This is a genomic window from Sulfitobacter delicatus (genome assembly GCF_900102535.1).
In the GTDB taxonomy this organism is placed as follows: Bacteria; Pseudomonadota; Alphaproteobacteria; order Rhodobacterales; family Rhodobacteraceae; genus Sulfitobacter; species Sulfitobacter delicatus.
Genome location: NZ_FNBP01000009.1, coordinates 83,462 through 107,374 on the forward strand (window position 1 = coordinate 83,462; position 23,913 = coordinate 107,374).

The following is a 23,913-nucleotide window of genomic DNA, read 5'->3' on the forward strand; positions in this document are numbered from 1 at the left end:
CACCGCAGTGGCGTTCTACATGAGGTGAATGAGAATTCGGCTGCCCTTCCTAAAATCCTCGCCTAGCGTTTCCGTCATCCGGCTTTCCGGTGTTATCGGGGCGCAAGGACGCGCGGTGTTGAATGATGCCACCATGGGGCCTGTCATCGAAAAGGCCTTTAGCAGAGGTAAGCCTGACGCTGTCGCCCTGGAGATCAGCTCTCCCGGCGGCAGTCCGGTGCAGTCTTCGCTAATCGGCGCGCGTATTCGACGGCTGGCGGAGGAAAAGAACATCCCCGTCATCGCCTTCGTTGAAGATGTCGCGGCGTCGGGCGGCTATTGGCTGGCGGCTGCGGCGGATGAGATTTACGCGGACCCAAGCTCGATCGTCGGCTCCATTGGTGTAATCTCTGTCTCCTTCGGTGTGCATGAGTTCATCCGTGAGCATGGGATCGAGCGGCGCGTCTATACGGCAGGGCAGAGCAAATCGATGCTGGACCCCTTCCGCCCGGAGAACCCCGAGGACGTCGCCCGTCTGAAGACGCTGTTAGAAGACATCCACGGCAACTTCATCAATCATGTAAAGACCCGCCGCGCTGGTAAACTGCCAGAAGGCAAAGACCTGTTCACCGGAGAAATCTGGCTCGCCAAACGCGCCACAGAGCTCGGCCTGATCGACGGTATCGGCCATTTGAAGCCGATGCTGAAAGACCGTTTTGGCGACAAGGTGAAATTCCGTCGCTACGGCGTAAAGCGCGGGCTGCTGTCGCGCTTTGGTGTGCAGATGATGCAGGACGCGGTGCAGGGCATAGAGGAACGCGCAGCCTACGCGCGGTTTGGTCTCTAGCCCATGGTTTTCAAGATTGTACTGCTCTTTCTGGTGGCCATGGGCCTTTTGGCTTGGTTTGGAAAAATGCATTGGCTGGGAGGCAAGCGCCTGTCCCGGACCAAATGCCGCAACTGCGGGCGCTACCGCATAGGCAAGGGCGACTGCGCCTGTAAGGGAGGGCGTTAATGCTGATGCCGTGGCTTCTATCGGGGCTTGGCCTCGTGATCCTGCTGTTTGCGGGGGATGCGCTGGTAAAAGGGGCAGTGAACCTGTCGCTGCGTCTTGGTGTGCCTGCGTTGATCGTCAGCCTGACCATCGTGGCCTTCGGCACGTCAGCGCCTGAACTGTTGATCTCCGTCAAAGCCGTAATCGATGGTGTGCCGGGACTGGCGCTCGGCAACGTCGTGGGGTCGAACACGGCCAACATCCTGATGGTTTTGGGTATTCCTGCGCTGCTGGCGGTAATGCACACGTCGGAATGCAGCACCCGCAAGACCTATAACCAGATGATCGTGGCTTCGCTCCTGTTTATCGGGTTGGCATTCCGCGGTGTCTTTGACTGGATCGCAGGGCTCGTGCTGCTCGGCGGGCTGGCTTACATGCTCTACGACGCTTTTGACGACGCCAAAGACCACCGCCGCGCCTGTCGTGCCGAGGCAGAGGCGGATGAAGAAGAACCCGAAGGTGCCGACCCCAATATGGCCGGGTGGCAGATTGCGATGTTCCTGGTCCTCGGTTTGATCGGCCTGCCATTGGGCGCGAGCCTGCTTGTCGACAACGCCACAATCATCGCACAGACCTATGGGGTCAGCGACACGGTGATCGGGCTGACATTGGTGGCGATTGGGACATCATTGCCCGAACTGGCCACGACCGTCATGGCAGCGCTGCGGCGTCAGGCGGATGTCGCGCTTGGCAACGTCATCGGCTCGAACATGTTTAACCTTTTGGCGATCATCGGTGTTGCCAGCCTTGTGGGGCCGATTTCGGTTGATCCATCATTCCTGCGCTTTGACCTCTGGGTCATGCTCGCGGCGTCACTGCTGCTTATCCCCTTCGTCTATCTGGGGCGCGACATCACCCGGATCTGGGGCATCGTGCTGAGCGCGCTCTATGTGCTCTATCTGGTTGTGATCCTGATCTGAGGAGGGGCGTCATGCGGCGGGCATTGGTGACCGGAGCCGGGCAACGTCTGGGCCGCGCCATGGCGCTCTATCTGGCCGGGCGCGGGTTTGACGTGGCGGTCCATTATGCGACCTCAAAAGTGGGCGCAGAGGCTACAGTGGCGGAGATCGAAGCCATGGGCCAGCGGGCCGTTGCTTTGCAAGCTGACCTGCTGTCCGAGGAAGATGCCCAAGCCCTTCTGCCGCGGGCGGCTGAGGCTTTGGGCGGGCCGATCACCTGCCTCGTAAACAATGCATCGATCTTCGAACAGGACGACATCTTGAGCACGGACCGTGAAAGCTGGGATCGCCACATGGGCAGCAACCTGCGCGCGCCCTTCGTGCTGACGCAGGCGATGGCGCGGCAGGGATTGGTGACGGAGCCGGACGCGCAGGGCGAGCCGAGAGCGGCGGGGCTGATCGTCAACATGATCGACCAACGGGTCCGCAACCTGACGCCGGAGTTCATGAGCTACACGCTCGCCAAGATGGGTCTCTGGGCCATGACGCGCACGACGGCGCAGGCGCTGGCCCCCGCGATCCGGGTGAACGGCATTGGTCCGGGTCCGACATTGCAAGGAGCGCATCAAACGCAAGAGGCATTCGCAGCACAGCGGCGCGAGACAGTGCTGAGACGCGGCGCGAATCCCTCCGATATCACCGCTGCTTTGGGCTATTTTATCGATTCGCCAGCGGTCACCGGGCAGCTGATCTGCACTGACTCCGGCGAGCATTTGCAATGGTAAATCACGGGTCTGAGTTAATGAATCATGGGGTGATGCGGAAAGTTTTGCACCCCGTTAGCGAGTATGAACGAAATGTTACCAAAACCCCTTTGTTTTCAGGGGCTTGTTTCACGAAAAAGAAAAAGCGATGTAAAATCAGATGCTTATGGCTGTGCCTAAAAAATAGGCAAATCAACGAACCATGTTAAAAACAACGCAGATTCATACATGCCCAGAAGTTACCGACAGAGTTATCCACATCTTCCGTGGAAATGTTAAGTCTTGCCCCTGTGAACGTCCTATTGCAGCGCCAGCAAAGAATCGGGCCTTTTTATGACCGCTCCTTCTGACACATCGCCCCCGCAGGGTCGCAAGGTGATTCAGGCCTATCTAAAGTCGCTCGATTCGTCGCCGGGCGTCTACCGGATGCTCGATGCCGAAAGCCGGGTGCTCTACGTTGGTAAGGCCCGGAACCTGCGGGCACGTGTGTCGTCCTATGCGCGGCCAACGGGCCATTCCGCACGCATCTCGCGGATGATCGCGAATACTGCGTCGATGATGTTCCTGACGACCAAGACGGAGACGGAGGCGCTGCTGCTTGAGCAGAACCTGATCAAGCAGCTTAAGCCCAAGTTCAACGTGCTGCTGCGCGACGACAAGAGCTTTCCGAACATCCTTGTAACGGCAGACAGCGACTACCCGCAGATCAAGAAGCACCGCGGCGCTAAAAAGGAGAAGGGCAGCTATTATGGCCCATTTGCCAGTGCGGGGGCCGTAAACCGGACGCTGAACCAATTGCAGCGGGTGTTTCTGTTGCGCGATTGTTCAAACGCTATGTTCGACAGCCGCACGCGACCTTGTCTCCAGCACCAGATCAAACGCTGCTCGGCGCCCTGCGTGGGCAAAATCTCTCCGGCGGATTACCAGCAGACCGTGCGCGATGCAGAACGGTTCCTATGTGGCAAGTCGACTGAAATTCAGGGCCGTCTCGCGCGTGAGATGGAGGAGGCAAGTGCTGCGATGGAGTTCGAGCGCGCCGCTGCTCTGAGAGACCGTATCAAAGCGCTAACGCAGGTGCAGACGGCGCAGGGGATCAACCCGCAGGGGGTCAAGGAAGCCGATATTATCGCGCTTCACATGGACAGCGGGCAAGCCTGCGTGCAGGTCTTCTTCATCCGCGCCAACCAGAACTGGGGCAACCGCGATTACTACCCGCGTGTCGGGGCGGATGTGGATGAAGCGGAAGTGCTGGAGGCCTTCATCGGCCAGTTCTACGACACCCGTGAACCGCCCAAGCAATTGATCCTGAGCAATGAGATCGAGAACCCTGATCTGATGGCCGAGGCGCTTAGTGGCAAGCTGGGCCGCAAGGTGGAATTGTTGGTACCGAAGCGCGGTGAGAAAGCCGAGCTGGTCGATGGCGCGCTGCGCAACGCACGCGAAAGCCTTGCGCGCAAGATGGCGGAGACGGCAACCCAGACGAAACTCTTGCAAGGGCTGGCGGACGCCTTTGACCTCCCGAAGCCGCCGGAGCGGATTGAGGTCTACGACAACTCGCACATTCAAGGCACCAATGCAGTCGGCGCGATGATTGTTGCGGGGCCCGAGGGGATGATGAAAAACCAGTACCGCAAATTTAACATCCGCGGCGATGACCTGACCCCCGGCGATGACTTTGGCATGATGAAAGAAGTGCTGCACAGGCGCTTCAAGCGTTTGATTAAGGAAGATCCGGACCGCAGCCGGGGGCTCTGGCCCGATCTGCTGTTGATCGACGGCGGGGCAGGGCAGGTGAGCGCCGTGGCCTCAATCATGGCACAGCATGGGGTGGAGGACATCCCGATGGTCGGCGTGGCCAAGGGGATCGACCGGGATGCCGGTAAGGAAGAGTTCCACCGGGTCGGCAAACGGGTCATGGCGCTGCGGCACAATGATCCGGTGCTCTATTTCGTGCAACGCCTGCGCGACGAGGCGCACCGCTTCGCCATCGGCACCCACCGCGCCAAACGCGCCAAAGGGGTCAGCGCCACGCCGCTGGACGATGTGCCTGGCGTGGGGGCGGCGCGCAAACGGGCGCTCTTGGCGCATTTCGGCTCGGCCAAGGCGGTGGGCCGTGCGAACTTAAGCGATCTTAAAGCGGTCGATGGTGTGTCTGACGCACTGGCCGAAACGATCTACGGCTACTTCCATGAACGCGGTTGAGGTGGGGCTTTTCGCCGCCCTGATGCCGCGGGTCATAAACAGGGTGGTTTCGTCCTTTCAGCCCCGGACAACGCGGGATAGGATGGGCCTATGAAGTGGAACTTGCCTAATATCCTGACCTTGCTCCGGCTGGTCGCGGCCCCCGGTGTGGCGGTCATGTTTCTCTATTTCACGCGGCCTTACGCGGATTGGTTCGCGCTGGTGCTCTTTGTCGGGGCGGCGATCACCGATTGGTTTGACGGCTACCTCGCCCGCGCTTGGGGACAGGAAACAAAGATCGGCACCATGCTTGATCCGATTGCCGATAAGGCGATGGTCGTGATCGCGCTGATGGTGATCGTTGCCTTCTCCAGCTGGTCGCCTTGGCTGGTACTGCCGGCCACGCTTATCCTGTTCCGAGAGGTCTTTGTATCGGGGCTGCGGGAATATCTTGGCGACGTTTCCGGCACTTTGAAAGTGACGCAGCTGGCGAAGTGGAAGACCACCCTGCAGATGATCGCCATCGCCGTGCTGTTTTCGCAAGGGGTTTTCGAACATTACCTCGGCATGAGCGTCTTTGGCATGGACCAGCAGATGGTTGAAGCAATCCTGAATGGTGAGGTTGAAGACCACCTAGGGCTGGGCTGGAAGCTCGCCGGGATGGAATGGGCGGGGGTGCTGGGTCTAATCCTGCTCTGGATTGCCGCTATTCTGACGGCGATTACGGGGGCGGATTATTTACTCAAGGCCCTGCCGCATCTGAAGGAGCAACATTGATGGATGTCCTTTATTTCGCATGGGTGCGTGAACGTATTGGCCTGCCGCGTGAGAAGGTCGAAAGTGATGCATCCACGGTCGCGGAACTGGTCGCGGAATTGCGGGGGCGTGAAGAGCGGTACGAGGTCGCTTTCTCCGACCTTTCCGCCCTGCGGGTCGCCGTTGATCAGGAGCTGACCGACTTCGACGCATCGCTGCAAGGCGCGCGGGAAGTGGCGTTTTTCCCGCCGATGACCGGGGGCTAAGCCGTGCGCGTTGTGGTGCAGGAAGAGCCCTTTGATCTGGCCGCTGAGACCGCGCGTTTCGCCGAAGGTGAAGGCGGCAGCGGAGCGATTGTGACCTTTACTGGCGTGGTGCGTAATCTCGACGATGCGCCGCTGGAGGCAATGGAGATCGAGCATTACCCCGGCATGACCGAGAAGGCATTGCGCGAGATCGCTGTGCAAGCCGTCGCGCGGTTTGATTTGCAAGATGTGCTGGTGATCCACCGCTATGGCCGTCTGATCCCTGGCGCCCAGATTATGATGGTCGCCACTGCCGCGCGCCACCGTCGGAGCGCTTTTGATGCGGCGGATTTCCTGATGGATTACCTCAAGTCCCGCGCGCCATTCTGGAAGCGCGAGATCACGGCCAAGGGCGAAAGCTGGGTCGCGGCAAAGGACGAAGATGAGGCCGCGCTAGAGCGCTGGTAGGTCGCGCCTCAGGCGAAGCGGCCACCTTTTTCGATGACTTCGATCTGATAGCCGTCCGGGTCCGCGACAAAGAAGAACTTTGCGACAGTCTCGCCTGCAGGGCGAAAATCAACGATCTCGCGCGGGTGAGCGCCAGCCTTAAGCGCGGTTTCACGCGCAGCTTCAAGGTCGTCTACAACAAAGGCGATATGGCCGTAGCCGTCGCCCAGATCATAAGGCGTCTCGCGGTCCTTGTTGACGGTGAGCTCGAACTCAAAATTGCCCGAGGCGTCGCGCAGGTAGATCAGGGTGAAACTATCGAAATCCAGCCGATCGGCAACCTTGAGGCCAAAGACCTCTTCATAGAATTTTACCGACGCCGCCTCGTCTAGGACGCGGATCATGCTGTGTGCGAGTATTGCCATTGTCGGCCTCCGCAGATTTCTGGTGGTTTAGGCTTTTTGCCGCTCGATATAGGCGCGCATCTCTTCGGCCTCGTGCCGCGCATCGCGCAGCCCGTCCATCGCAGCCCGCAACTCGGCTTCGGTCTGGGCAAGCTGGTTGGTCAGCTCGGCCTCACGCTGTTGGAGATAGGTGATCGCCTGGTCGCGAGTCTCTTCGGCCTCGTGCAGTTCCTGGCTCATCCGGTCCAGTTGCGCCACATCGTCAGCAGCCACGCGGGTAAAGCGGTTCAGCAGCCAATTGGCGAACCACCCCATGCAGAAGGCCACGAAAAGAATGATGGCCGTGGCCAGGACAAACTCAGTTCTGCTCATCACCGCTGCCTTCTTCGGTTTCGTCGGATTCCCCGATCTCTTCTGTCGTGGTATCGCCTGTTTCGTCAGCGGATTCCAGCGCTGTTTCGTCTTCGCTCTCGGCAGTTTCGGGTTGGATCAGGCGGAATTCGATGCGGCGGTTGGCTTCGCGGCCCTCTTCGGTCTTGTTGTCGGCGATGGGGTTTTCCTCGCCATACCCCTTGGCCAAGAAGGAAGACGTCAGCACGCGGCGGGCGCGCAGTTCATTCAGAACAGATTCTGCGCGGCTTTGTGACAGGGCAAGGTTCATCGATTCGCGCCCTTGGCTATCGGTATAGCCTTGGATCTCCAGCGGTAGGTCTCCGCAGCGTTTCAGCACTTCGGCGATGTCATCCATCGTGCCCAAGGCTGCCGCGTCGATGGTGGCGCTGCCGGGCTCGAAGGTGATCTTTCCGATTTTCAGAATCTCGCCGATCTCAGCTTCGCATTCCTCCGGTGTCGGCAGCCCGGCAATCGGGTCGAGCTTTTCCTGATAGGTAATGTCGATGCTGTAGTCCGCGCCTTCGCCCAGTTTGTCCGCCAGCAGCGACGCGACCTTGGTATCCGCGTCTTTGTTGCCGGTGTTGCCCACGACCTTAAGCTGGTCAGGCGTGACGCGGGCGGAGCCGTTGGCGAGGGTGGCCAGTGCTTCCAACGCGGTCAGCACGCGGGTGGCCCAGTCATCGGGCAGATTGTCGTCGATCCGCGCAGCGGTATAGACACGGTCAGAACCGAAATGCGACTTGGCATAGCTGTCGGCAAGGGCGCGTAGGCCTTCGTTGCTGAGGCGGCCCCGCAGTTGCACTTGCCCTTCGGGCGAAAGGGTGGCGGTGAACTCAGGTGGACCGGCATCTGGGTCTTCGACCTCGGGCAGTTTCGCGGTCAGTGCAAAGACGTCCGGCAGGGCGTTTTCCAACTCGCCCACCACGCGGTCAAAGGTATCGCCCTCGGTGCCCGGGGCGGCGATCAGGGTGATGTCCGCGTCCGCAAATGCGATGGAGCCCTGGCCCAATTGGTCAAGCGCCGCAATCGCCTGCGTCACGGCCTTGGACCAGTTCGGGCTGGGCACGCCGAGGCCGATGGTGCAATTGGCATTCTCTTCGGCTCCGGCGGCAATACCGGCTTTCAGGATGCGGTCGCGTGCGGCTTCGGTGTCGGCTGAGCAGGCGTCAAAACGGGCGCCATCTTCGTCCTTTGAAAAGCGCAGGGTGAAGGGCGTGATGACCGGGCGCGGGGCCGCGATGTTCAGCGTGAGGCGTAGGCTCGGTGGCGCTGCGCGTTGCAGGCGACGTTCCATCTGCGCCTTGGCCGCAGGGCTGTCGGCAATGGCGGTGATGGTGACCCGGCCCGCATCTACCGAGGCCTTAGCGCGGGGGAGATCAGCCATGGCCGAAACGGCAAAGGCCAGCGCGTCTTCCCAGCCCTCGGGCGCAGGGTAGTCAGCGGATTCGAGGAGATCGGTCACTGAGGCGCCATCGGCCATCTCGTCAAACGCCTCGTTCACCGCTTCGCGGTCGGTGCTTGTGGGAATGAGGCCGATGATGGAAATGCCCGCGTCATTGCGCAGCACTTCGGCGGAAAAGCGGGGCGGGGCGATGCCGGATTGCGCTTCGACCTCCATCTCGTCGATCACCCGTGCCGCATCCACCACGGTGCCCGCAGTCGACAGCGCGCGGAAGCGCACGGCTTCTGTTGGGGCGATGCCCGCCAAAGTCACCTGCAAACCATCGGCCTGCACCTCAGCCCAAGTCATGCCCTGGCCGTCCAAGGCATCGCGCACGCCGATCTCGGAGGTGTCTTCGATTACTTGCACGGAAAAGCTCGCCGCCACCAAAGAGACCACCGCTGCGGCTGCAAAGGTCAGGGCGATCATGAAAATAGCGGACAGGCGCATATGCAGACTTCTGTTTGTTAAGCTCGTGCTTTGATACGCGCGTCCTGCCGGGGGTGCAATCAGGCCAGGAGGGCTGCTGCGAAAAACAACAGCGGGATGATGCCGGTGTCGCGGTTGGAGCGAAAGAGTTGCAGAAGCTTGGCGTTGTCGTTCGTGTCCAACCCGCGCAACTGCCACGCCATATGCCAGCCCATCGCCCAAGGTCCGCCAAGTGCGATCGCCAAGGCCAGCACCGACGCCTGCGGCAGCCCCGCGTAGATCACCGCGATCCCCATCAGCCCCACGGTCGCCATCAGGAACCGCCGCAGCCATTTGCCGGAGTTTTCGCCAAACAGCCGCGCCGTAGATTTCACGCCAATCAGCGCGTCGTCTTCGGCATCCTGATGGGCATAGATCGTGTCATAGAACAGTGTCCAAGCGATCCCCGCAAGATAGAGCACAACGGCAGGCGCATGCAGCGTCCCCGCATGGGCCGTCCAGACCAGCAAAGCGCCCCAGTTGAACGCCAGCCCCAGAAACACCTGCGGCCACCATGTAAAACGCTTGGCAAAAGGGTAGACCGCCACCGGCAGCAGCGCCAGCACGCCCATCGCGATGGCCGCTTGGTTGAAGGTCAGCAGGATCATCAGCGCCAGCAGCATTTGTAGCACCATCCACGCCAGCGCTTGCTTGACCGAGACCGCGCCCGAGGGGATCGGCCGGGAGCGGGTGCGGGCGACCTTGCCGTCGATGTCACGGTCGGTGATGTCGTTCCAGGTACAGCCCGCGCCGCGCATGAGGAAAGCGCCCAATGCACAGGCGACAAAAATCCACAAATCCTCCCACCGCGGCGACTGGTCAAACAAGATCGCCAGTGTCAGCCCCCACCAGCAGGGCAGCAGCAACAGCCAAGTGCCGATGGGCCGATCCGCGCGACTTAGCCGCAGGTAGGGACGCAGGGCGGCGGGGGCGTGGCGGTCGACCCAATTGTCGGCCACGGCATCGGCGACCGACCCATCTTGCGGGGCATCTGGCGAAGGCGGCTGGTTATGCATATATCTGGCCCCATGAATGCGAAAATCAGATTGTATGTAGATCAGCCCTTGGGGCAGGGGCAAACGGTTCCTTTGGCACGCGAGCAGGCGCATTACCTCTTTGGGGTGATGCGGCAGGCGCTTGGGGCGATGGTGCTGCTGTTCAACGGGCGCGACGGGGAATGGCTGGCCGAGGTCACCGAGGCGGGCAAACGCGGCGGGGTGCTGACCTGTTTGGAACAGACCAAGCCCTTGCAAATGCCGCCCGATCTGTGGCTGCTCTTTGCGCCCATTAAAAAGACCCGCACCGATTTCATCGTCGAAAAAGCCGCCGAGATGGGGGCTTCGCGCATCGTGCCGGTGATGACCGACTTTACCAACGCAGGCCGCGTGCAACAGACGCGCCTGCAGGCCCATGCGGTCGAGGCCGCTGAGCAGTGCGGCGGCACCTATGTGCCCGAGGTGGCCGAGGCGGAGAAACTGGGGCGGCTGTTGGACGGTTGGGATACATCGCGGCAGATCATGTTCTGTGACGAAGCCTTGGCGGGCGAAAGCGGGGCGCTACCTGCGGATGCACAGGGGCCTTGGGCCATACTGATTGGTCCCGAAGGCGGCTTTTCGGAAGCCGAGCGCAAACGGCTGCACGGGTTCGACCATGCCCATGCAGTGACCTTGGGCCCGCGCATTCTGCGGGCCGATACGGCGGCGGTGGCGGCGATGACGATGTGGCAGCAAGCCTTAGGGGATTGGTAATGCGAAAGAGAGCCCGATGAGTTTCCTGCGCGCAGGGGCCCGTGAGCAGCTTTGGCGCTGGCGCGAAGCGCTTCTCGGCGGGGGGCTTTTGCTGCTCGGGCTTTGGCTGGTGGCCGGGCCGGGATACCTTTTGGCGGTGCCGGGCTATGCGGCGCTTGCGGGCGGCGCGGCGCTGATCTGGCTGGGCGCACAGCGCGCGCGGTTTCGCGACAGTGATGACGGCGCGGGGGCGGTGCAGGTGGTTGAAGGGCAGATCACCTATTTCGGCCCGCTCACCGGCGGTACAGTTGCGCTGCGCGAGTTGCAGCGGCTTAGCCTCGACCGGCAGATGTTTCCCGCCCACTGGCGGCTGGAGCCGAGTGACGACAGCGCGCCGCTGCTGATCCCCGTAAACGCCGCCGGATCGGAGGGGCTATTTGACGCCTTCGCCGCCCTGCCGGGCCTACGCACCGAGCGGATGCTCTTTGAACTGCGCAAGACCCGCCGTGACGCGGTTGTGATCTGGGAGCGCCCCCCGCTGCGCCCGGCGCATGTGCTGTTGCATTGACAGCCCCGGCAATTCCGCCCATCCCTGCTGGGTAACAAAGACGACATTTCAAGACGGAGCCTACGCATATGTCCATTCCTCAATCCGGCGGTGGCCCGATCGAACATCACGACCAGATGGCGCAGTATCTGGCCGACGGTTGCAAGCCGAAAGAAGACTGGCGCATCGGCACTGAGCACGAGAAGTTCGGATATTGCGTCGATACCCACAAGCCGCTGCCCTATGAGGGCGAGCGCTCGATCCGGGTGATGCTCGAAGGGCTGCGCGACCGCCATGGCTGGGCGCCGGTGGAAGAGGGCGGCAAGCTTATCGGGTTGGAAAAGGCGGGGGCCAACATCAGCCTTGAGCCCGGCGGCCAGTTGGAGCTTTCGGGCGCACCGGTGGAGACGATTCACGAGACCTGCGATGAGGTGAACACTCACCTGCGCGAAGTCAAAGACGTGGCCGATGAGATCGGCGTTGGCTTTATCGGTCTGGGTGCCGCGCCCGAATGGGCGCATGAGCAGATGGATCTGATGCCTAAGGGCCGCTACAAGCTGATGGACGGCTATATGCAAAAGGTCGGCACCATGGGCACCACCATGATGCGCCGGACCTGCACCGTGCAGGTGAACCTCGATTTCGCGACTGAGGCCGACATGGTGCAAAAAATGCGCGTCGCCGTGGCGATGCAGCCCATCGCCAACGCGCTTTTTGCCAATTCGCCCTTTCTTGACGGCAAGCCCAATGGTGTGAAGTCGACCCGCGGGTTGGTCTGGCGGCACTTGGATGACGCGCGCACCGGCATGATCCCTTTCATCTTCGACGAGAGCTTTGGCTTTGAGGCTTGGGTGCAATATGCGCTCGATGTGCCGATGTATTTTGTCTACCGCGACGGCAAATATATCGACGCGCTTGGCCAGTCTTTCCGCGATTTCCTGAAAGGCGAGTTGCCCGCGCTGCCCGGCGAAAAGCCGACGCTCAGCGATTGGGCCGATCACCTGACCACGCTCTTCCCCGAAGCGCGGGTGAAAAAGTTCATCGAAATGCGCGGTGCTGACGGCGGCCCGTGGCGGCGTCTTTGCGCGCTGCCGGCGTTTTGGGTCGGTCTGATGTACGACCAATCCGCGCTGGATGGCGCTTGGGATTTGGTCAAGGGCTGGGATGCCGAGACCCGCGAAGAGTTGCGGATCGCGGCTTCGACCCATGGTCTGCAGGCCGAGGTCGGCGGGCTCAAGATGCATGATCTGGCGCGCGAGGCCGTGGCGCTTTCTGAGGCCGGGTTGAAGGCCCGTGGTCGCAGTGGCGCAGGCGGGCTGGTGCCGGATGAGACCCATTTCCTCAACGCCCTGCGCGACAGCATCGAGACGGGCCGGGTGCCTGCGGATGACCTGCTGGCGGATTATCACGGCGACTGGAACGGCGATCTGAGCCGGATCTACGCCGAGTATTCTTACTGAGACACGAGCGGCACCGCCCTTGCGGCGGTGTCAGCCTTTCTGGCCGATGCGCGACTCAGTGCCCGCACGGATGCGGCTGATGTTGTCACGGTGCCGCCAAAAGATCAGCAGCGTCAGCGCGATGCCGAGCAGCAGCATTTCCCCATAGCCAAAGAGCACCATGAAGAAGGTCGAGCTCGCCGCCGCCGCCAGCGCGCCCATGGAGGAAATGCGCGACAGCGCCGCCGCGACGGCCCAAGCGGCGCAGCAGGCCAGCCCAACTGGCCACGCCAGTGCGAGCAGGATGCCAAGGAAGGTCGCCACGCCTTTGCCACCACGAAAGCCCAGCCAGATCGGGTAGCAATGGCCGATCATCGCGCCCAAAGCCGCCACCTGTGCTGCGTCTTCGCCCGCAAAGGCCCGCGCCAGCAGCACCGCCACCGCGCCCTTGGCCCCATCGAGCAGCAGCGTCAGCGCCGCGGCCTTTTTATTCCCGGTGCGCAGGACATTGGTCGCCCCGATATTGCCCGAGCCGATGCTGCGCAGATTGCCCAGCCCCATTACGCGGGCCAGTACCATGCCAAAGGCGATGGAGCCGATGATATAGCCCAGAAGGGCCCACAACAGGATGATTTCAGGAGACGTGTCGATTGGGGGCATTAATTCGCCTCGTAAACGCAGGAGCCTGCTACATAAGTTGCCATGACCTTACCCTGCATCCGCATTCCGTCAAAGGGGGTGTTGCGCGATTTGGACCGCAGGGTCGCGCGGTCGAGCACGAAAGGGGCGTCGGGGTTAAAGAGCACCAAATCGGCGGGGGCACCGACGGCGATCCGCCCGCCGGACAGGCCAAGGCGTTTGGCCGGGTTCAAAGACAGAGCGCGCCAGAGCGTCGGCAGGTCCATCACCTCGGCATGAACCAAGCGCATTGCAGCGGGGAGTAGGGTTTCCAGACCGACGGCACCGCTGGCGGCTTCCTCAAAGGGCAAGCGTTTAGATTCTTCGTCCTGCGGGGTGTGCATTGAGCAGATGATGTCGATCAGGCCAGAGGCGACGGCTTCGGCCACGGCCAGACGGTCATCTTCGTCGCGCAGGGGCGGTTTCACCTTAAAGAATGTCCGGTAGTCGGCCACATCCAGCGCGTTCAGCGTCAAATGGTGGATGCCAACTCCCGCGGTGATGTCGAGCCCATTGCGCTTGGCCCGTTCCAGCGCGGGCAGGGCGCGGGCGGTGGTGATCTGGTCGGCGTGGTAGCGCGCGCCGGTCATCTCGATCAGGGCGATGTCGCGGTCCAACCCCATGCGCTCGGCCATGGGGGACACGGCAGGCAACCCGCGCAGCGAGGCGAATTTGCCGCTGGTGACGGCGGCGCCTTTGCTCAGGCCCGGGTCCTGCGGATGCGCGATGACCAGCGCGCCGAGGCTGCGGGCATAGGTGAGCGCGCGGGAAAAGACCTTGGTGTCGGTGACAACGCGGTCGCAATCGGTGAAGGCGGCGGCGCCTGCGTCCATCAGGAAGCCGATCTCGGTCATCTCGCGGCCTGCGCGGCCCTTGGTCAGCGCGGCCATGGGCACGACATTCACCGGAGCGGCTTCATTGGCTCGGCGGGTGACGAATTCCAGCGTTTCGGGGCTGTCGATGGCCGGGTCGGTATCGGGGCGCGTGACCATGGTGGTGACACCGCCCGCTGCTGCCGCCAGCCCGGCAGAGCGGTAGCTTTCCTTGTGCCGCTCGCCCGGCTCGCAAACCTTGACGCCGATGTCGACGATACCCGGGGCAAGGGTATGGCCACCGCAGTCAACCACTTGCGAGTCCGATGCTTGGCCTTCTGGGGCGCTGTCAAACACCTCAGCGATCACACCATCACGCACCAAAATCGCACCGGGCGCCAGTGTCCCAGCCTCAGGATCAAGCAAGCGCAAATTCGTGAAAAGCTGGGTCATGAAGGGCCTATGGTTCGGAGCAACTGCGCCGGTGTCATGCCCCAAATCCCACCGCGAACCAAGCGGTTTTCGCGACAGCTATCGCGCTCAGCCGCCAATCCATACCATAAGCCCCGCCACGCCAAAAGCGACGAGCAGGGCAACCATGGCCACGCGGCCAGACATCTTGGGATCAGGTTCAGGTTCTTGCATGTCTGTATCCTACCGCCAGAACGGCTCAGGTGCCAGACAGAACCGAGCCATGATCACGCGAGCAACCACCATAGCAGCAGGAGGGCGACCACCGCGGCGATGATCATCATTGTTTTATTGCCACTTCCTTTGGCCGGGGTGGCGGGTTCAACACGGGGAATGCCGGTGTAGGGCTGCGCGGCTTCGGCCTCCATAGCTTGCACCGGCGTATCGGGGCCGCCTTCGTCGTAGGTGCCAATATGGGTCAGGGCGGGGATCGGGGCGAGTTGGCGGGACTCACCGGCAAAGGCGCGGGAATAGACCACCATGACCCACCCATCGAGCGCGCCAAGCTTGCTGCGATCGGTTTCGATCTGTTCGGGGTAAACACCGTTGCCGTCGCGCAGATAACCCGCCAGACCCATGGTATCGAGGTCAGCGACGCGAAAAACCTCTGTATAGGTGCCGTCAAGCTGATCGACGCCAAGGGCCGCAGCCTGAGCCGCGCTATCGTCGCGCATGGCCTGCGCTTCGGCGTCAGAGAGCGAAAGGGCATAGACCCGGACTTTGCCGGCTTCTTGGGGGGCGACTGTTGTGGAGGACATGGCGGTTTCCTTTGTTCTGTTACCAGCAAAACGCAGCAGCCCCGCCGGGGTTCCCCCTTAGGCCACGCTGGGCTGCGCGGCCACGTGGTTGCGCGCCAAAAGGTCCATCGCCGCCATGCGCACTGCGACGCCCATTTCGACCTGATCCTGAATGACCGAGCGGTTGATGTCATCGGCCAAGGTGCCGTCAATTTCGACCCCGCGGTTCATCGGGCCGGGGTGCATGACGATGGCGTCGGGGCTGGCATGGGCGAGCTTCTCGGCGTCCAGCCCGTAGCGGTGGTAATATTCGCGCTCAGACGGGATGAAGCCGCCGTCCATGCGCTCTTTCTGAAGCCGCAGCATCATCACCACATCGACGCCTTCGAGACCCTTTTTCATGTCGTCAAAGACCTCGACGCCGAACTGGTCGATTTGCGAAGGCATCAGCGTCGGCGGGCCGACAAGGCGGATGCGGTTTTCCATTTTGCCCAGCAGCAGAATATTCGACCGCGCCACCCGGCTGTGCGCGATGTCGCCACAGATCGCGATGCTAAGACGGTGCAGCCGCCCCTTGGCGCGACGGATCGTCAGTGCATCCAAGAGCGCCTGCGTGGGGTGTTCATGCCGCCCGTCGCCCGCGTTCAGCACGGCGCAGTTCACCTTTTGCGCCAGCAGGTCCACCGCGCCCGATTGCGGGTGGCGGACCACCAGCAGATCGGGGTGCATGGCGTTCAGCGTCATCGCTGTGTCGATCAGCGTCTCGCCCTTTTTGATCGAACTGGCCTGCATCGCCATATTCATCACATCCGCACCCAGACGCTTGCCCGCGATCTCGAAACTCGCCTGCGTGCGGGTCGAGTTTTCAAAGAACATGTTGATCTGGGTCAGCCCGCGCAGCGCGTCCGAATGTTTGTTCGGCTGGCGATTGCGCTCGGCATAGGTGTCGGCCAGATCCAGCAGGGTGGTGATGTCCGACTGCGACAGCTGTTCGATGCCAAGCAGGTGGCGATGGGCGAATGACATGGTGGCGATCCCTTCGTGCTGTTGCCCGCCTTATAGGCGCGCGGGCGGCGCGGCAGCAAGCCGCGCGATAGGGCATTTCGGTCCGGCGGCGCAGAGCGTAAGCTGCGGGCATGGAATCAATGGATTATCATCAGGCGGCAGAACTGCTGGCGTGGCAGGTGGAGCTTGGCGCGACCGAGGCGATTTGTGATGCGCCGGTCAACCGCTATGAGGTGCCCGCGAGCCAGCCCAAGGCGAAGGCAGCGGCGAAAGGCCCGCAGCCCCTGCGGCCCGAGGCTAAGCCCGATCCAGTAGCGCTGGCGCGTCAGTCGGCGCGGGCTGCTCAGACGCTGGAAGAGCTGCGCGCAGCAGTTGAAGCCTTCGAGCCTTGCGAGCTACGCAAGGGCGCGCGCAATCTGGTGTTCTCGGACGGCGTGCCGGGGGCGCCGGTGATGTTTGTGGGTGAAGCGCCGGGCCGCGAGGAAGACCGCGCGGGAAAGCCTTTCGTAGGGCGCGCGGGGCAGATGTTAGACCGGATGCTGGCCGCGATCGATATGGGGCGCGACCGGAACGTCTATATTACCAATGTTCTGCCGTGGCGACCGCCGCAGAATCGCGACCCGAAGCCCGATGAGATCGCGATGATGCGGCCCTTTGTGCTGCGGCATATCGAATTGGCCAAACCCAAGCTGTTGGTCTTGGTCGGCAATTGGTCCTGTCAGACCCTGCTCGAAAAACGCGGCATTATCCGTCTGCGCGGCACTTGGACCGAGGCCGCAGGCCTGCCTTGTTTGCCGATGGTCCACCCGGCTTATCTGCTTCGCAACCCTGCGTTCAAACGCGAGGCTTGGGCGGATTTGCTGAGCCTGCAGGCGCGGCTGCGCGATGGTTGATGGGCTGACGCTTCTGGCCTTCGTGCCTGCCGCTTTGGCGCTGAACCTGACGCCGGGGGCGGATATGATGTTCTGTCTGGGCCAAGGGCTACGCTCTGGCCCGCGTGCCGCGCTGGCGGCGAGTGCGGGAATTTCGGCAGGGGCGATGGTCCATGTGGCGCTGGCAGGGCTGGGGCTTGGCGCGCTGGTGACAGCATTGCCTTGGGCGCTGGACGTGATCCGCTGGCTCGGCGTGGCCTATCTATTGTGGCTCGCCGTGCAGACCCTTCGGCAGGCGGGCAAGCCGCGCGATGCAACACCGGGCATGGGCGTCTGGCGCGCATTTAACACCGGGTTTGTGGTTAATCTGACCAACCCCAAAGTCATCCTCTTTGTGCTGGCCTTTCTGCCTCAGTTCGTTGTGCCTGAGGCCGGGCCGGTTTTGGGGCAATTTCTAACTTTTGGCGCCGTGCTGGCTTTGGGCGGATTTGTAATAAACGGGGCGGTTGGTGTTTTTGCCGCAGGGATCGGACGGCGGCTGGCGGGAGGCGGGCGCGTGCTGGGCTGGATCAGCAGCGGGATCTTCGTAGCCTTGGCCGCACGACTGGCAATGATGGAGCGCACATGAGTAGAATCGACGAAAGCCGCGAGTTCATCCCGGTGCGGATCGCCGTGCTGACCGTATCGGACAGCCGCAGTCTGGCCGAAGACCGCTCAGGCGATTTGCTGGTCGGGCGGATTGAGGCGGCGGGTCATGTGCTGGCAGCGCGCGAGATCGTCATCGACGACCGCCCCACCATCGCAGCGCAGTTGCGCGACTGGTGTGCGGACCCTGAGATTGACGTGGTGATCAGCACCGGCGGCACGGGCCTCACGGGGCGCGACGTGACTGTCGAGGCGCACCGCGATGTTTATGAGAAAGAGATCGATGCCTTCGGCACGGTCTTTACCGTCATTTCGATGGAAAAGATCGGCACCAGCGCCGTGCAAAGCCGGGCGACGGGCGGGGTGGCGCAGGGGACCTATCTGTTTGCCCTGCCGGGCAGCCCGGGCGCGTGCAAGGATGCGTGGGACGGGATTTTGCTCAAGCAGTTGGACTACCGCCACATGCCCTGCAATTTCGTTGAGATCATGCCGCGGTTGGAAGAACATCAGCGCCGCAAGTAGCGGGCGGTCAGGCTGGCGTGCAGCCTTTGATTTCTACGCTGTGTTTCTTGCCGATCACCGTGATGCGAATGGCCGAACGGTCGAGCGCCACCGCGCCGCCGTTTTCTGCAATCAGTTCTCCGTGCGAAACCAACGTGTCGCCTTGGCGGCTGCTTTCCGTGGCACTCATCCAAAGACCCGGCGCACCCGGCTCGATCACAACGGTTTCCTCGCCGCCCGCCGAAGGCAAGCGCAGGCGGGTCACGATAGAAAGCCCATCGGCAGTTGGTCGCAGGCTGCAGGTTGCGCTTTTTAACCCAACCTCGGCACCGGAATAGGGCCGGGCAGCGAATGCGGCGGCAATCGCTGGCACTGGTTTGTTGCTCGTACTGTCGAGCAGCGCATTAAGATGCACCGTTTCGGGCAGGCAAATGTCGCTGCACACGCCCAGATCTATGCTGACATCCAGCGCCACCGGCTGACCGGGGCTGCGCGGGGTGAGAGTCAGCGGCAGGATCACTTCGCGGGCATAGCCGATGGAATTGACGCCGCCTTGGTCAAAGACCTTGGGCGCGGGCCATGTGATCGCGACATCGCGCAGATTTTTTGAGCCGGACCAATCGAACTCGGGCGGAATGCCCGCGTCGCCGGGGCTGCGCCAATAGGTCTTCCATCCCGGAGCCATCCGCAACCGGATCGCCGCCACCCGCTGCCCGTTGGCTTGCTGCCATCCGGTCAGCAGATCGCCTTGCAGCGGCGTACCAACGCCTTGCTGAGCTGAGGCGGGCAGAGCGAGGGTCAGGCAGGACAAAAAAGCGGTGAATAGGCGTGTTATTTTCATGTCGCCTTGATGCGGCATGTGCTTCCGCCTGCCAAGTCACATTTGCATCATCGATGTTTCGCCGATGCGCGGCCGCGCGCTGCTCCTCTCTTGTTTTGTCGTCCAGCAGGGGTCATGCTCGGAGGGAATTGGCTTTAGGAGGCGGGCATTGACGGGTCAGACCATGAAACTGACGGGCAAGCTTTTGGTGGCAATGCCGGGTATGGGGGATCCGCGTTTCGCCCATTCTGTGATTTTTCTGACGGCGCATTCCGAAGAGGGTGCGATGGGGCTGATGGTCAACAAGCCAGCGCCAGAACTGCGCCTGTCGGATGTCTTGGAGCAATTGGTCGATGACCCACCGTCAAAGGCAAAATCGCTGGTCGTGCATTTCGGCGGGCCGGTAGAGACCGGGCGCGGCTTTGTGCTGCATTCGGATGAATATCGCTCGGCAATCGAGACCTTGGTGGTCGGAAGCGGCATTGCGCTGACCGCCACGCGGGACATTCTCGAAGACATCGCTGCAGGTAACGGGCCAGAGCAGGCGCAGCTCATGTTGGGCTATGCAGGCTGGGGGCCGGGCCAGTTGGAGGGCGAGATTGCGCAGAACGGCTGGCTGACCTGTGATGCAACGGCTGGCCTTGTGTTTGGCCTGCCAGATGCTGAGAAATGGGGGGCGGCCCTGCAATCGCTCGGGATTGATCCGCTGAGCCTCTCTGCCGCGGCCGGACGGGCCTAGCGCGGCGCCGCTGCCCGTGCGAGCCGGTCGTTGATGGCACGCCCGAGGCCATGGTCGGGGATCGGAGCGACGGAGATGGGTTTGCCGGTGGCGTCCAGTTGGTGAAGATGGTCGAAAAGATTGGCTGCCGCTTCGGTCAGATCGCCAGCGGGGGATAGGTTCAGATCGCAGTCCATGGGGCCGAAGCCGAGCAACACTTCGCCCGGTTCTACGGTTACCGCATCCAAACGCACTGCCGCACCGGGCGCGTAGTGAGATTGCAGCTGTCCGGGGGCGATTATCTCGGCCCCGTCCACCGTTTCCAGCGTTTCCCCAAGTGCGGCTTCAACCGCCTCCACCGGCAATCCGCCCGCGCGCAGCAGAGCAGGGCGCTCGCCGGTCAGGCCAATAATCGTGCTCTCCACGCCCACCGAGCAGGGGCCATCGTCCAGCACAGCCGCAATGCGGCCCTGAAGTCCCGCCAGCACATGCGCAGCCGTGGTTGCGCTGATCTTGCCGGAGGGATTGGCGGAGGGCGCCGCGACCGGGCCCTCGAGTGCTTCCAAAACCTGCTTCATCGCCGGATGGGCGGGCACGCGGACGGCAAGGCTGGGCAGGCCAGCAGTGACCAGCGAGGACAACCCGCTGCCCGCCTTCAACGGCAAAACCAGCGTCAGCGCTCCGGGCCAGAAAGCCTGCGCCAGACGATCTGCCTCATCGCTCCATTCGACATAGCGTTTGGCCGCCTCGACATCAGGAAGATGCACGATCAGCGGGTTGAAGCTGGGCCGCCCTTTGGCCTCATAGATTCCTGCCACCGCCACACCATTGCGGGCATCGGCGGCGAGGCCATAGACCGTCTCAGTTGGCAAGGCGACCAACACGCCGTCGCGCAGCAGTTCGGCGGCGCGGGCGATGCCTTCGGCAGTAGAGGTCAGCGTCTCGGTCATGGTGGGGTTCCGGGTCTTCGAGCCTGTCAGATCACACGGCATCCGTGACGCCGCGTTTGGGTTGCGGGGCGGGGCCGGGCGTTTCATGCTGGCGGCAACGCCAACCTGCCTTTATCAGGGCCATGTCAGGCTTGCCAGATCAAGCAGGTCTTTCAGGAGGATATGATATGCCGTACCGCGCCGCCGTGGATGACTACCGTTTTCTGATCGAGGACGTGCTGGATTTCGCATCTCTCCGCAGCACCGACCGTTTCGCTGAGGCCACGGAAGACGTGACCGGCGCGATTCTGGAGGAGGCCGGACGGCTCTGCAACGACGTGCTGGCGCCCTTGCAACGCGGTGGCGATCTGCATCCAGCTAAGTTGGAAAACGGCGTGGTGCGCACTTCGCCGGGCTACGCGGAAGGCTTCGCTGCGATTGCCGAAGGCGGCTGGATCGGCATGTCGGCAGACCCGGAGTTCGGCGGCATGGGCCTGCCTATGACCCTGACCAGTGCAGTGAACGAGATGATGAGTGGCGCTTGCCTGTCGCTTCAGCTTGCGCCTTTGATGAGCCAAGGCCAGATCGAAGCGTTGGAGCATCACGCGAGCGACGCGATCAAGACCCTCTACCTGCCCAAGCTGATCTCGGGCGAATGGACCGGGACGATGAACCTGACCGAGCCGCAGGCCGGGTCGGATGTCGGCGCGCTGAGCAGCCGGGCCGAAGACAATGGCGACGGGACCTACGCGGTCTCGGGCCAGAAAATCTACATCTCTTGGGGCGACAATGATTTCGCGGGCAATGTGTGCCACCTCGTCTTGGCGCGTTTGCCGGGCGCCCCCGCGGGCACCAAGGGGATCAGCCTTTTCCTCGTGCCGAAGTTCATTCCAGATGAGAATGGGGAGCCGGGTGAGCGCAACGGCGTGAGCGTTGTGAGCCTTGAGCACAAGATGGGTCTACACGGTTCGCCCACCGCGGTGATGCAATATGACAATGCCAAGGGCTGGATGATTGGCCGCGAAGGCGGTGGCATGGCGGCGATGTTCACCATGATGAACAACGCACGGCTTGGGGTTGGCGAACAAGGCATCGGTGCAGCGGAAGGCGCTTACCAACTGGCGCTGGACTATGCATTGGAGCGCAAGCAGGGCCGCTCGCCCGTTGAGGGGGGCGCCGGGACCATCGTCGACCACGCGGATGTGCGCCGCATGTTGCTGAGTATGAAGGCCGACATCTTTGCCTCCCGCGCGATTGCGCTGAGCTGTGCCTATGCAAGCGACATGGCCCGTGCAGGGCAGGGTGATGAATGGGCGGCCCGCGCGGCATTTTTGACGCCAATTACCAAGGCTTTTGGCACCGATGTAGGCATTGCCGTCTCCGAGACGGGCGTGCAAGTCCATGGCGGTATGGGCTTTGTCGAAGAAACCGGAGCCGCGCAGTTCAGCCGCGATGTGCGGGTCACGGCGATCTATGAAGGCACCAACGGCATTCAGGCGATGGACCTTGTTGGCCGCAAAATGATGGACGGCGGCGAGGCGGCGAACCGGTTGCTGGACGAGATTGAAGCCGATGCCGAAACCGCCCGCGACGCCTTTCCGCGTATGGCTGACGCGGTTTGGCAGGCGAGTGAGACGCTGCGCGAAGCGACCGAATGGGTCGCGGGCCAGAGCGACATGAACGAACGTTTCGCCGGGGCTGTCCCCTACCTGCGCGCCTTTGCCCGCGTGTTGGGGGGGCACCTGCATCTTCAGGCCGCGATGGCCGAGAAAGCCGCAGGCGGAAGCGGCGCGCGTGAGAAACTGGCGCGGTTCTATATCCAGCGGCTTTTGCCGGAGCATCAGGGTCTGCTGGCCCATGCGCAGGCAGGCGCAGAGGACCTCTATGCGCTGGATGTCGAAGATCTGAGCCGCTGATGTCGGATCAGGCCACCGCCCCGAAACCCGCCACCGGGCTGCGCTACCCTTGGGATGTGCCGCCTTCTGAGGGGGAGGCGATCGAGGTCGCGCCGGGGGTGCTCTGGTTCCGGCTGCCACTGCCGATGAAGCTCGACCACGTGAACGTCTATGCGCTGGACGAAGGTGACAGTTGGACGGTGGTGGACGCCGGTTTCGCGTCTCGCCGTGGCAAAGACATCTGGCGCGGACTGTTGGCCGGGCCGCTTGGCGGCAAACCGATCTCGCGCGTTGTCGTCACCCATCACCACCCCGATCACATCGGTCTCGCCGGTTGGCTCCAGACCGAGTTTGGGGCCGAGTTGGTTACCACCCGCACCGCTTGGCTGACCGCACGGATGCTAACGCTAGACCTGCAAGAAGCGCCGGTGCAAGAAGCGCTGGCGTTCTATCGCAAAGCGGGCATGGCGGCAGAAATTTACGACAAACGCGCGACAGAGCGGCCCTTCAACTTCGCTGATGTGGTGGCCCCGCTGCCCTTGGGCTTCACCCGCATCCAACAGGGCAGCGTGATCCGTATGGGTGGGCGCGTTTGGGACGTGCATATCGGCAATGGCCACGCCCCCGAACATGCGACTTTTTGGAGCCGGGACGACAACCTCGTTATCGCAGGGGACCAGATACTGCCCTCCATCAGTCCTAACATCGGTGTCTATCCGACCGAGCCTATGGCCGACCCCATTGGCGAATGGTTAGAGGCTTGCGAGCGGCTTTCTTTGCTGGCGCGGGAAGACCATTTGGTGCTGGGCGGGCACAAGCTGCCCTTTTCCGGCCTGCCGACGCGGTTGAGGCAGTTGATCGAAAATCACCACAGCGCGTTGCGGCGTTTGCTGAGTGATATCGAGACGCCCAAGACGGCTGCGGAATGCTTCCCTTCGCTGTTCAAACGCAGCATCGGGGAGGCGGAATACGGCCTTGCTCTGGTTGAAGCGGTTGCCCATCTGAGCCACCTTTACCAAACAGGGGCGGCAACACGGACCCTGCGCGCCTCAGACGGTGCTTGGGTGTATCAACGCAAAGGGTGAA

General features: G+C 62.4%; 26 protein-coding genes. 16 read left to right on the forward strand and 10 right to left on the reverse strand.

The window, feature by feature from the left end:
- Positions 1 to 28: 28 nt before the first annotated feature.
- The 7 genes from BLS57_RS14740 to BLS57_RS14770 all read left to right on the forward strand — a co-directional run bounded on the left by BLS57_RS14740 (position 29) and on the right by BLS57_RS14770 (position 6,346).
- Positions 29 to 826 (forward strand): S49 family peptidase, encoded by a 798-nt coding sequence (locus BLS57_RS14740; protein WP_093743478.1) that lies wholly within the window; start codon positions 29 to 31, stop codon positions 824 to 826.
- A 173-nt stretch (positions 827 to 999) separates the two neighbouring features.
- Entirely contained in the window at positions 1,000 to 1,953 is a 954-nt protein-coding gene (locus tag BLS57_RS14745) for a calcium/sodium antiporter (protein WP_093743555.1), read from the forward strand.
- Positions 1,954 to 1,964: 11 nt separating this feature from the next.
- Complete coding sequence (locus tag BLS57_RS14750) at positions 1,965 to 2,717, forward strand: SDR family oxidoreductase (RefSeq protein ID WP_093743479.1); 753 nt, start codon at positions 1,965 to 1,967, stop codon at positions 2,715 to 2,717.
- Positions 2,718 to 3,029: 312 nt separating this feature from the next.
- Positions 3,030 to 4,898 carry an excinuclease ABC subunit UvrC gene (uvrC, locus tag BLS57_RS14755; protein WP_093743480.1) on the forward strand — a complete coding sequence of 623 codons (1,869 nt, stop codon included), beginning with the start codon at positions 3,030 to 3,032 and terminating at the stop codon, positions 4,896 to 4,898.
- 90 nt (positions 4,899 to 4,988) lie between these two features.
- Positions 4,989 to 5,654 carry a CDP-diacylglycerol--glycerol-3-phosphate 3-phosphatidyltransferase gene (gene pgsA, locus BLS57_RS14760; RefSeq protein ID WP_093743481.1) on the forward strand — a complete coding sequence of 222 codons (666 nt, stop codon included), beginning with the start codon at positions 4,989 to 4,991 and terminating at the stop codon, positions 5,652 to 5,654.
- On the forward strand, positions 5,651 to 5,899 hold the full coding sequence (moaD, locus tag BLS57_RS14765; RefSeq protein WP_093743482.1) for a molybdopterin converting factor subunit 1: 249 nt from the start codon (positions 5,651 to 5,653) through the stop codon (positions 5,897 to 5,899). The genes pgsA and moaD overlap by 4 nt, the downstream gene beginning before the upstream one ends.
- Before the next feature lie 3 nt (positions 5,900 to 5,902).
- Positions 5,903 to 6,346, forward strand: coding sequence for a molybdenum cofactor biosynthesis protein MoaE (locus BLS57_RS14770; protein WP_093743483.1), 444 nt, complete (start codon positions 5,903 to 5,905; stop codon positions 6,344 to 6,346).
- 8 nt (positions 6,347 to 6,354) lie between these two features.
- Here the strand turns inward: BLS57_RS14770 and BLS57_RS14775 are convergent, their stop codons facing one another.
- Genes BLS57_RS14775 through ubiA form a run of 4 tightly spaced genes read right to left on the reverse strand, consistent with a single transcriptional unit; the run spans position 6,355 to position 10,047 of the window.
- Positions 6,355 to 6,750 (reverse strand): VOC family protein, encoded by a 396-nt coding sequence (locus BLS57_RS14775; RefSeq protein ID WP_093743484.1) that lies wholly within the window; start codon positions 6,748 to 6,750, stop codon positions 6,355 to 6,357.
- A 27-nt stretch (positions 6,751 to 6,777) separates the two neighbouring features.
- Positions 6,778 to 7,101 carry a hypothetical protein gene (locus tag BLS57_RS14780; protein ID WP_007118939.1) on the reverse strand — a complete coding sequence of 108 codons (324 nt, stop codon included), beginning with the start codon at positions 7,099 to 7,101 and terminating at the stop codon, positions 6,778 to 6,780.
- Complete coding sequence (locus tag BLS57_RS14785; protein WP_093743485.1) at positions 7,088 to 9,013, reverse strand: OmpA family protein; 1,926 nt, start codon at positions 9,011 to 9,013, stop codon at positions 7,088 to 7,090. The genes BLS57_RS14780 and BLS57_RS14785 overlap by 14 nt, the downstream gene beginning before the upstream one ends.
- 59 nt (positions 9,014 to 9,072) lie before the next feature.
- The gene (ubiA, locus tag BLS57_RS14790) at positions 9,073 to 10,047 is read right to left on the reverse strand and encodes a 4-hydroxybenzoate octaprenyltransferase (RefSeq protein ID WP_093743486.1); all 975 of its coding nucleotides are present in this window, start codon (positions 10,045 to 10,047) and stop codon (positions 9,073 to 9,075) included.
- 12 nt (positions 10,048 to 10,059) lie between these two features.
- On the opposite strand from ubiA, the gene BLS57_RS14795 reads away from it, so the two are divergent.
- The 3 genes from BLS57_RS14795 to BLS57_RS14805 all read left to right on the forward strand — a co-directional run bounded on the left by BLS57_RS14795 (position 10,060) and on the right by BLS57_RS14805 (position 12,765).
- Entirely contained in the window at positions 10,060 to 10,779 is a 720-nt protein-coding gene (locus BLS57_RS14795; protein ID WP_093743487.1) for a 16S rRNA (uracil(1498)-N(3))-methyltransferase, read from the forward strand.
- A gap of 16 nt (positions 10,780 to 10,795) precedes the next feature.
- A complete protein-coding gene (locus BLS57_RS14800) occupies positions 10,796 to 11,326 on the forward strand; it encodes a hypothetical protein (RefSeq protein WP_093743488.1) in 531 nt (176 codons plus the stop codon).
- A 68-nt stretch (positions 11,327 to 11,394) separates the two neighbouring features.
- The gene (locus tag BLS57_RS14805) at positions 11,395 to 12,765 is read left to right on the forward strand and encodes a glutamate--cysteine ligase (RefSeq protein ID WP_093743489.1); all 1,371 of its coding nucleotides are present in this window, start codon (positions 11,395 to 11,397) and stop codon (positions 12,763 to 12,765) included.
- A gap of 30 nt (positions 12,766 to 12,795) precedes the next feature.
- Here the strand turns inward: BLS57_RS14805 and plsY are convergent, their stop codons facing one another.
- From plsY to BLS57_RS14825, 4 genes are all read right to left on the reverse strand, one after another.
- Positions 12,796 to 13,404 carry a glycerol-3-phosphate 1-O-acyltransferase PlsY gene (gene plsY, locus BLS57_RS14810; RefSeq protein WP_093743490.1) on the reverse strand — a complete coding sequence of 203 codons (609 nt, stop codon included), beginning with the start codon at positions 13,402 to 13,404 and terminating at the stop codon, positions 12,796 to 12,798.
- Entirely contained in the window at positions 13,404 to 14,687 is a 1,284-nt protein-coding gene (gene pyrC / locus BLS57_RS14815; protein ID WP_093743491.1) for a dihydroorotase, read from the reverse strand. Before pyrC ends, plsY begins: the two co-directional genes overlap by 1 nt.
- Positions 14,688 to 14,932: 245 nt before the next feature.
- Positions 14,933 to 15,463, reverse strand: coding sequence for a hypothetical protein (locus BLS57_RS14820; protein ID WP_093743492.1), 531 nt, complete (start codon positions 15,461 to 15,463; stop codon positions 14,933 to 14,935).
- Between the two features lie 57 nt (positions 15,464 to 15,520).
- A complete protein-coding gene (locus tag BLS57_RS14825; RefSeq protein ID WP_093743493.1) occupies positions 15,521 to 16,468 on the reverse strand; it encodes an aspartate carbamoyltransferase catalytic subunit in 948 nt (315 codons plus the stop codon).
- Positions 16,469 to 16,578: 110 nt separating this feature from the next.
- Here BLS57_RS14825 and BLS57_RS14830 point away from each other — a divergent pair, with 110 nt between their 5' ends.
- The 3 genes from BLS57_RS14830 to moaB are packed head-to-tail and all read left to right on the forward strand — an operon-like array spanning position 16,579 to position 18,486.
- Positions 16,579 to 17,340: a uracil-DNA glycosylase gene (locus BLS57_RS14830; RefSeq protein ID WP_093743494.1), complete on the forward strand. Its 762-nt coding sequence runs from the start codon at positions 16,579 to 16,581 to the stop codon at positions 17,338 to 17,340.
- A complete protein-coding gene (locus BLS57_RS14835) occupies positions 17,333 to 17,947 on the forward strand; it encodes a LysE family translocator (RefSeq protein ID WP_093743495.1) in 615 nt (204 codons plus the stop codon). The genes BLS57_RS14830 and BLS57_RS14835 overlap by 8 nt, the downstream gene beginning before the upstream one ends.
- Positions 17,944 to 18,486 (forward strand): molybdenum cofactor biosynthesis protein B, encoded by a 543-nt coding sequence (gene moaB / locus BLS57_RS14840; protein ID WP_093743496.1) that lies wholly within the window; start codon positions 17,944 to 17,946, stop codon positions 18,484 to 18,486. Before BLS57_RS14835 ends, moaB begins: the two co-directional genes overlap by 4 nt.
- 7 nt (positions 18,487 to 18,493) lie before the next feature.
- Here the strand turns inward: moaB and BLS57_RS14845 are convergent, their stop codons facing one another.
- Positions 18,494 to 19,306, reverse strand: coding sequence for a protein-disulfide reductase DsbD domain-containing protein (locus BLS57_RS14845; RefSeq protein ID WP_093743556.1), 813 nt, complete (start codon positions 19,304 to 19,306; stop codon positions 18,494 to 18,496).
- Between the two features lie 163 nt (positions 19,307 to 19,469).
- On the opposite strand from BLS57_RS14845, the gene BLS57_RS14850 reads away from it, so the two are divergent.
- On the forward strand, positions 19,470 to 20,024 hold the full coding sequence (locus BLS57_RS14850) for a YqgE/AlgH family protein (RefSeq protein WP_093743497.1): 555 nt from the start codon (positions 19,470 to 19,472) through the stop codon (positions 20,022 to 20,024).
- Here BLS57_RS14850 and BLS57_RS14855 read toward each other — a convergent pair.
- On the reverse strand, positions 20,021 to 20,953 hold the full coding sequence (locus BLS57_RS14855) for an L-threonylcarbamoyladenylate synthase (protein ID WP_093743557.1): 933 nt from the start codon (positions 20,951 to 20,953) through the stop codon (positions 20,021 to 20,023). The genes BLS57_RS14850 and BLS57_RS14855 overlap by 4 nt on opposite strands.
- Positions 20,954 to 21,120: 167 nt before the next feature.
- On the opposite strand from BLS57_RS14855, the gene BLS57_RS14860 reads away from it, so the two are divergent.
- Both BLS57_RS14860 and BLS57_RS14865 read left to right on the forward strand, forming a co-directional pair.
- A complete protein-coding gene (locus BLS57_RS14860; protein ID WP_093743498.1) occupies positions 21,121 to 22,848 on the forward strand; it encodes an acyl-CoA dehydrogenase in 1,728 nt (575 codons plus the stop codon).
- Positions 22,848 to 23,912: an MBL fold metallo-hydrolase gene (locus BLS57_RS14865; protein ID WP_093743499.1), complete on the forward strand. Its 1,065-nt coding sequence runs from the start codon at positions 22,848 to 22,850 to the stop codon at positions 23,910 to 23,912. The genes BLS57_RS14860 and BLS57_RS14865 overlap by 1 nt, the downstream gene beginning before the upstream one ends.
- Position 23,913 lies beyond the last annotated feature (1 nt).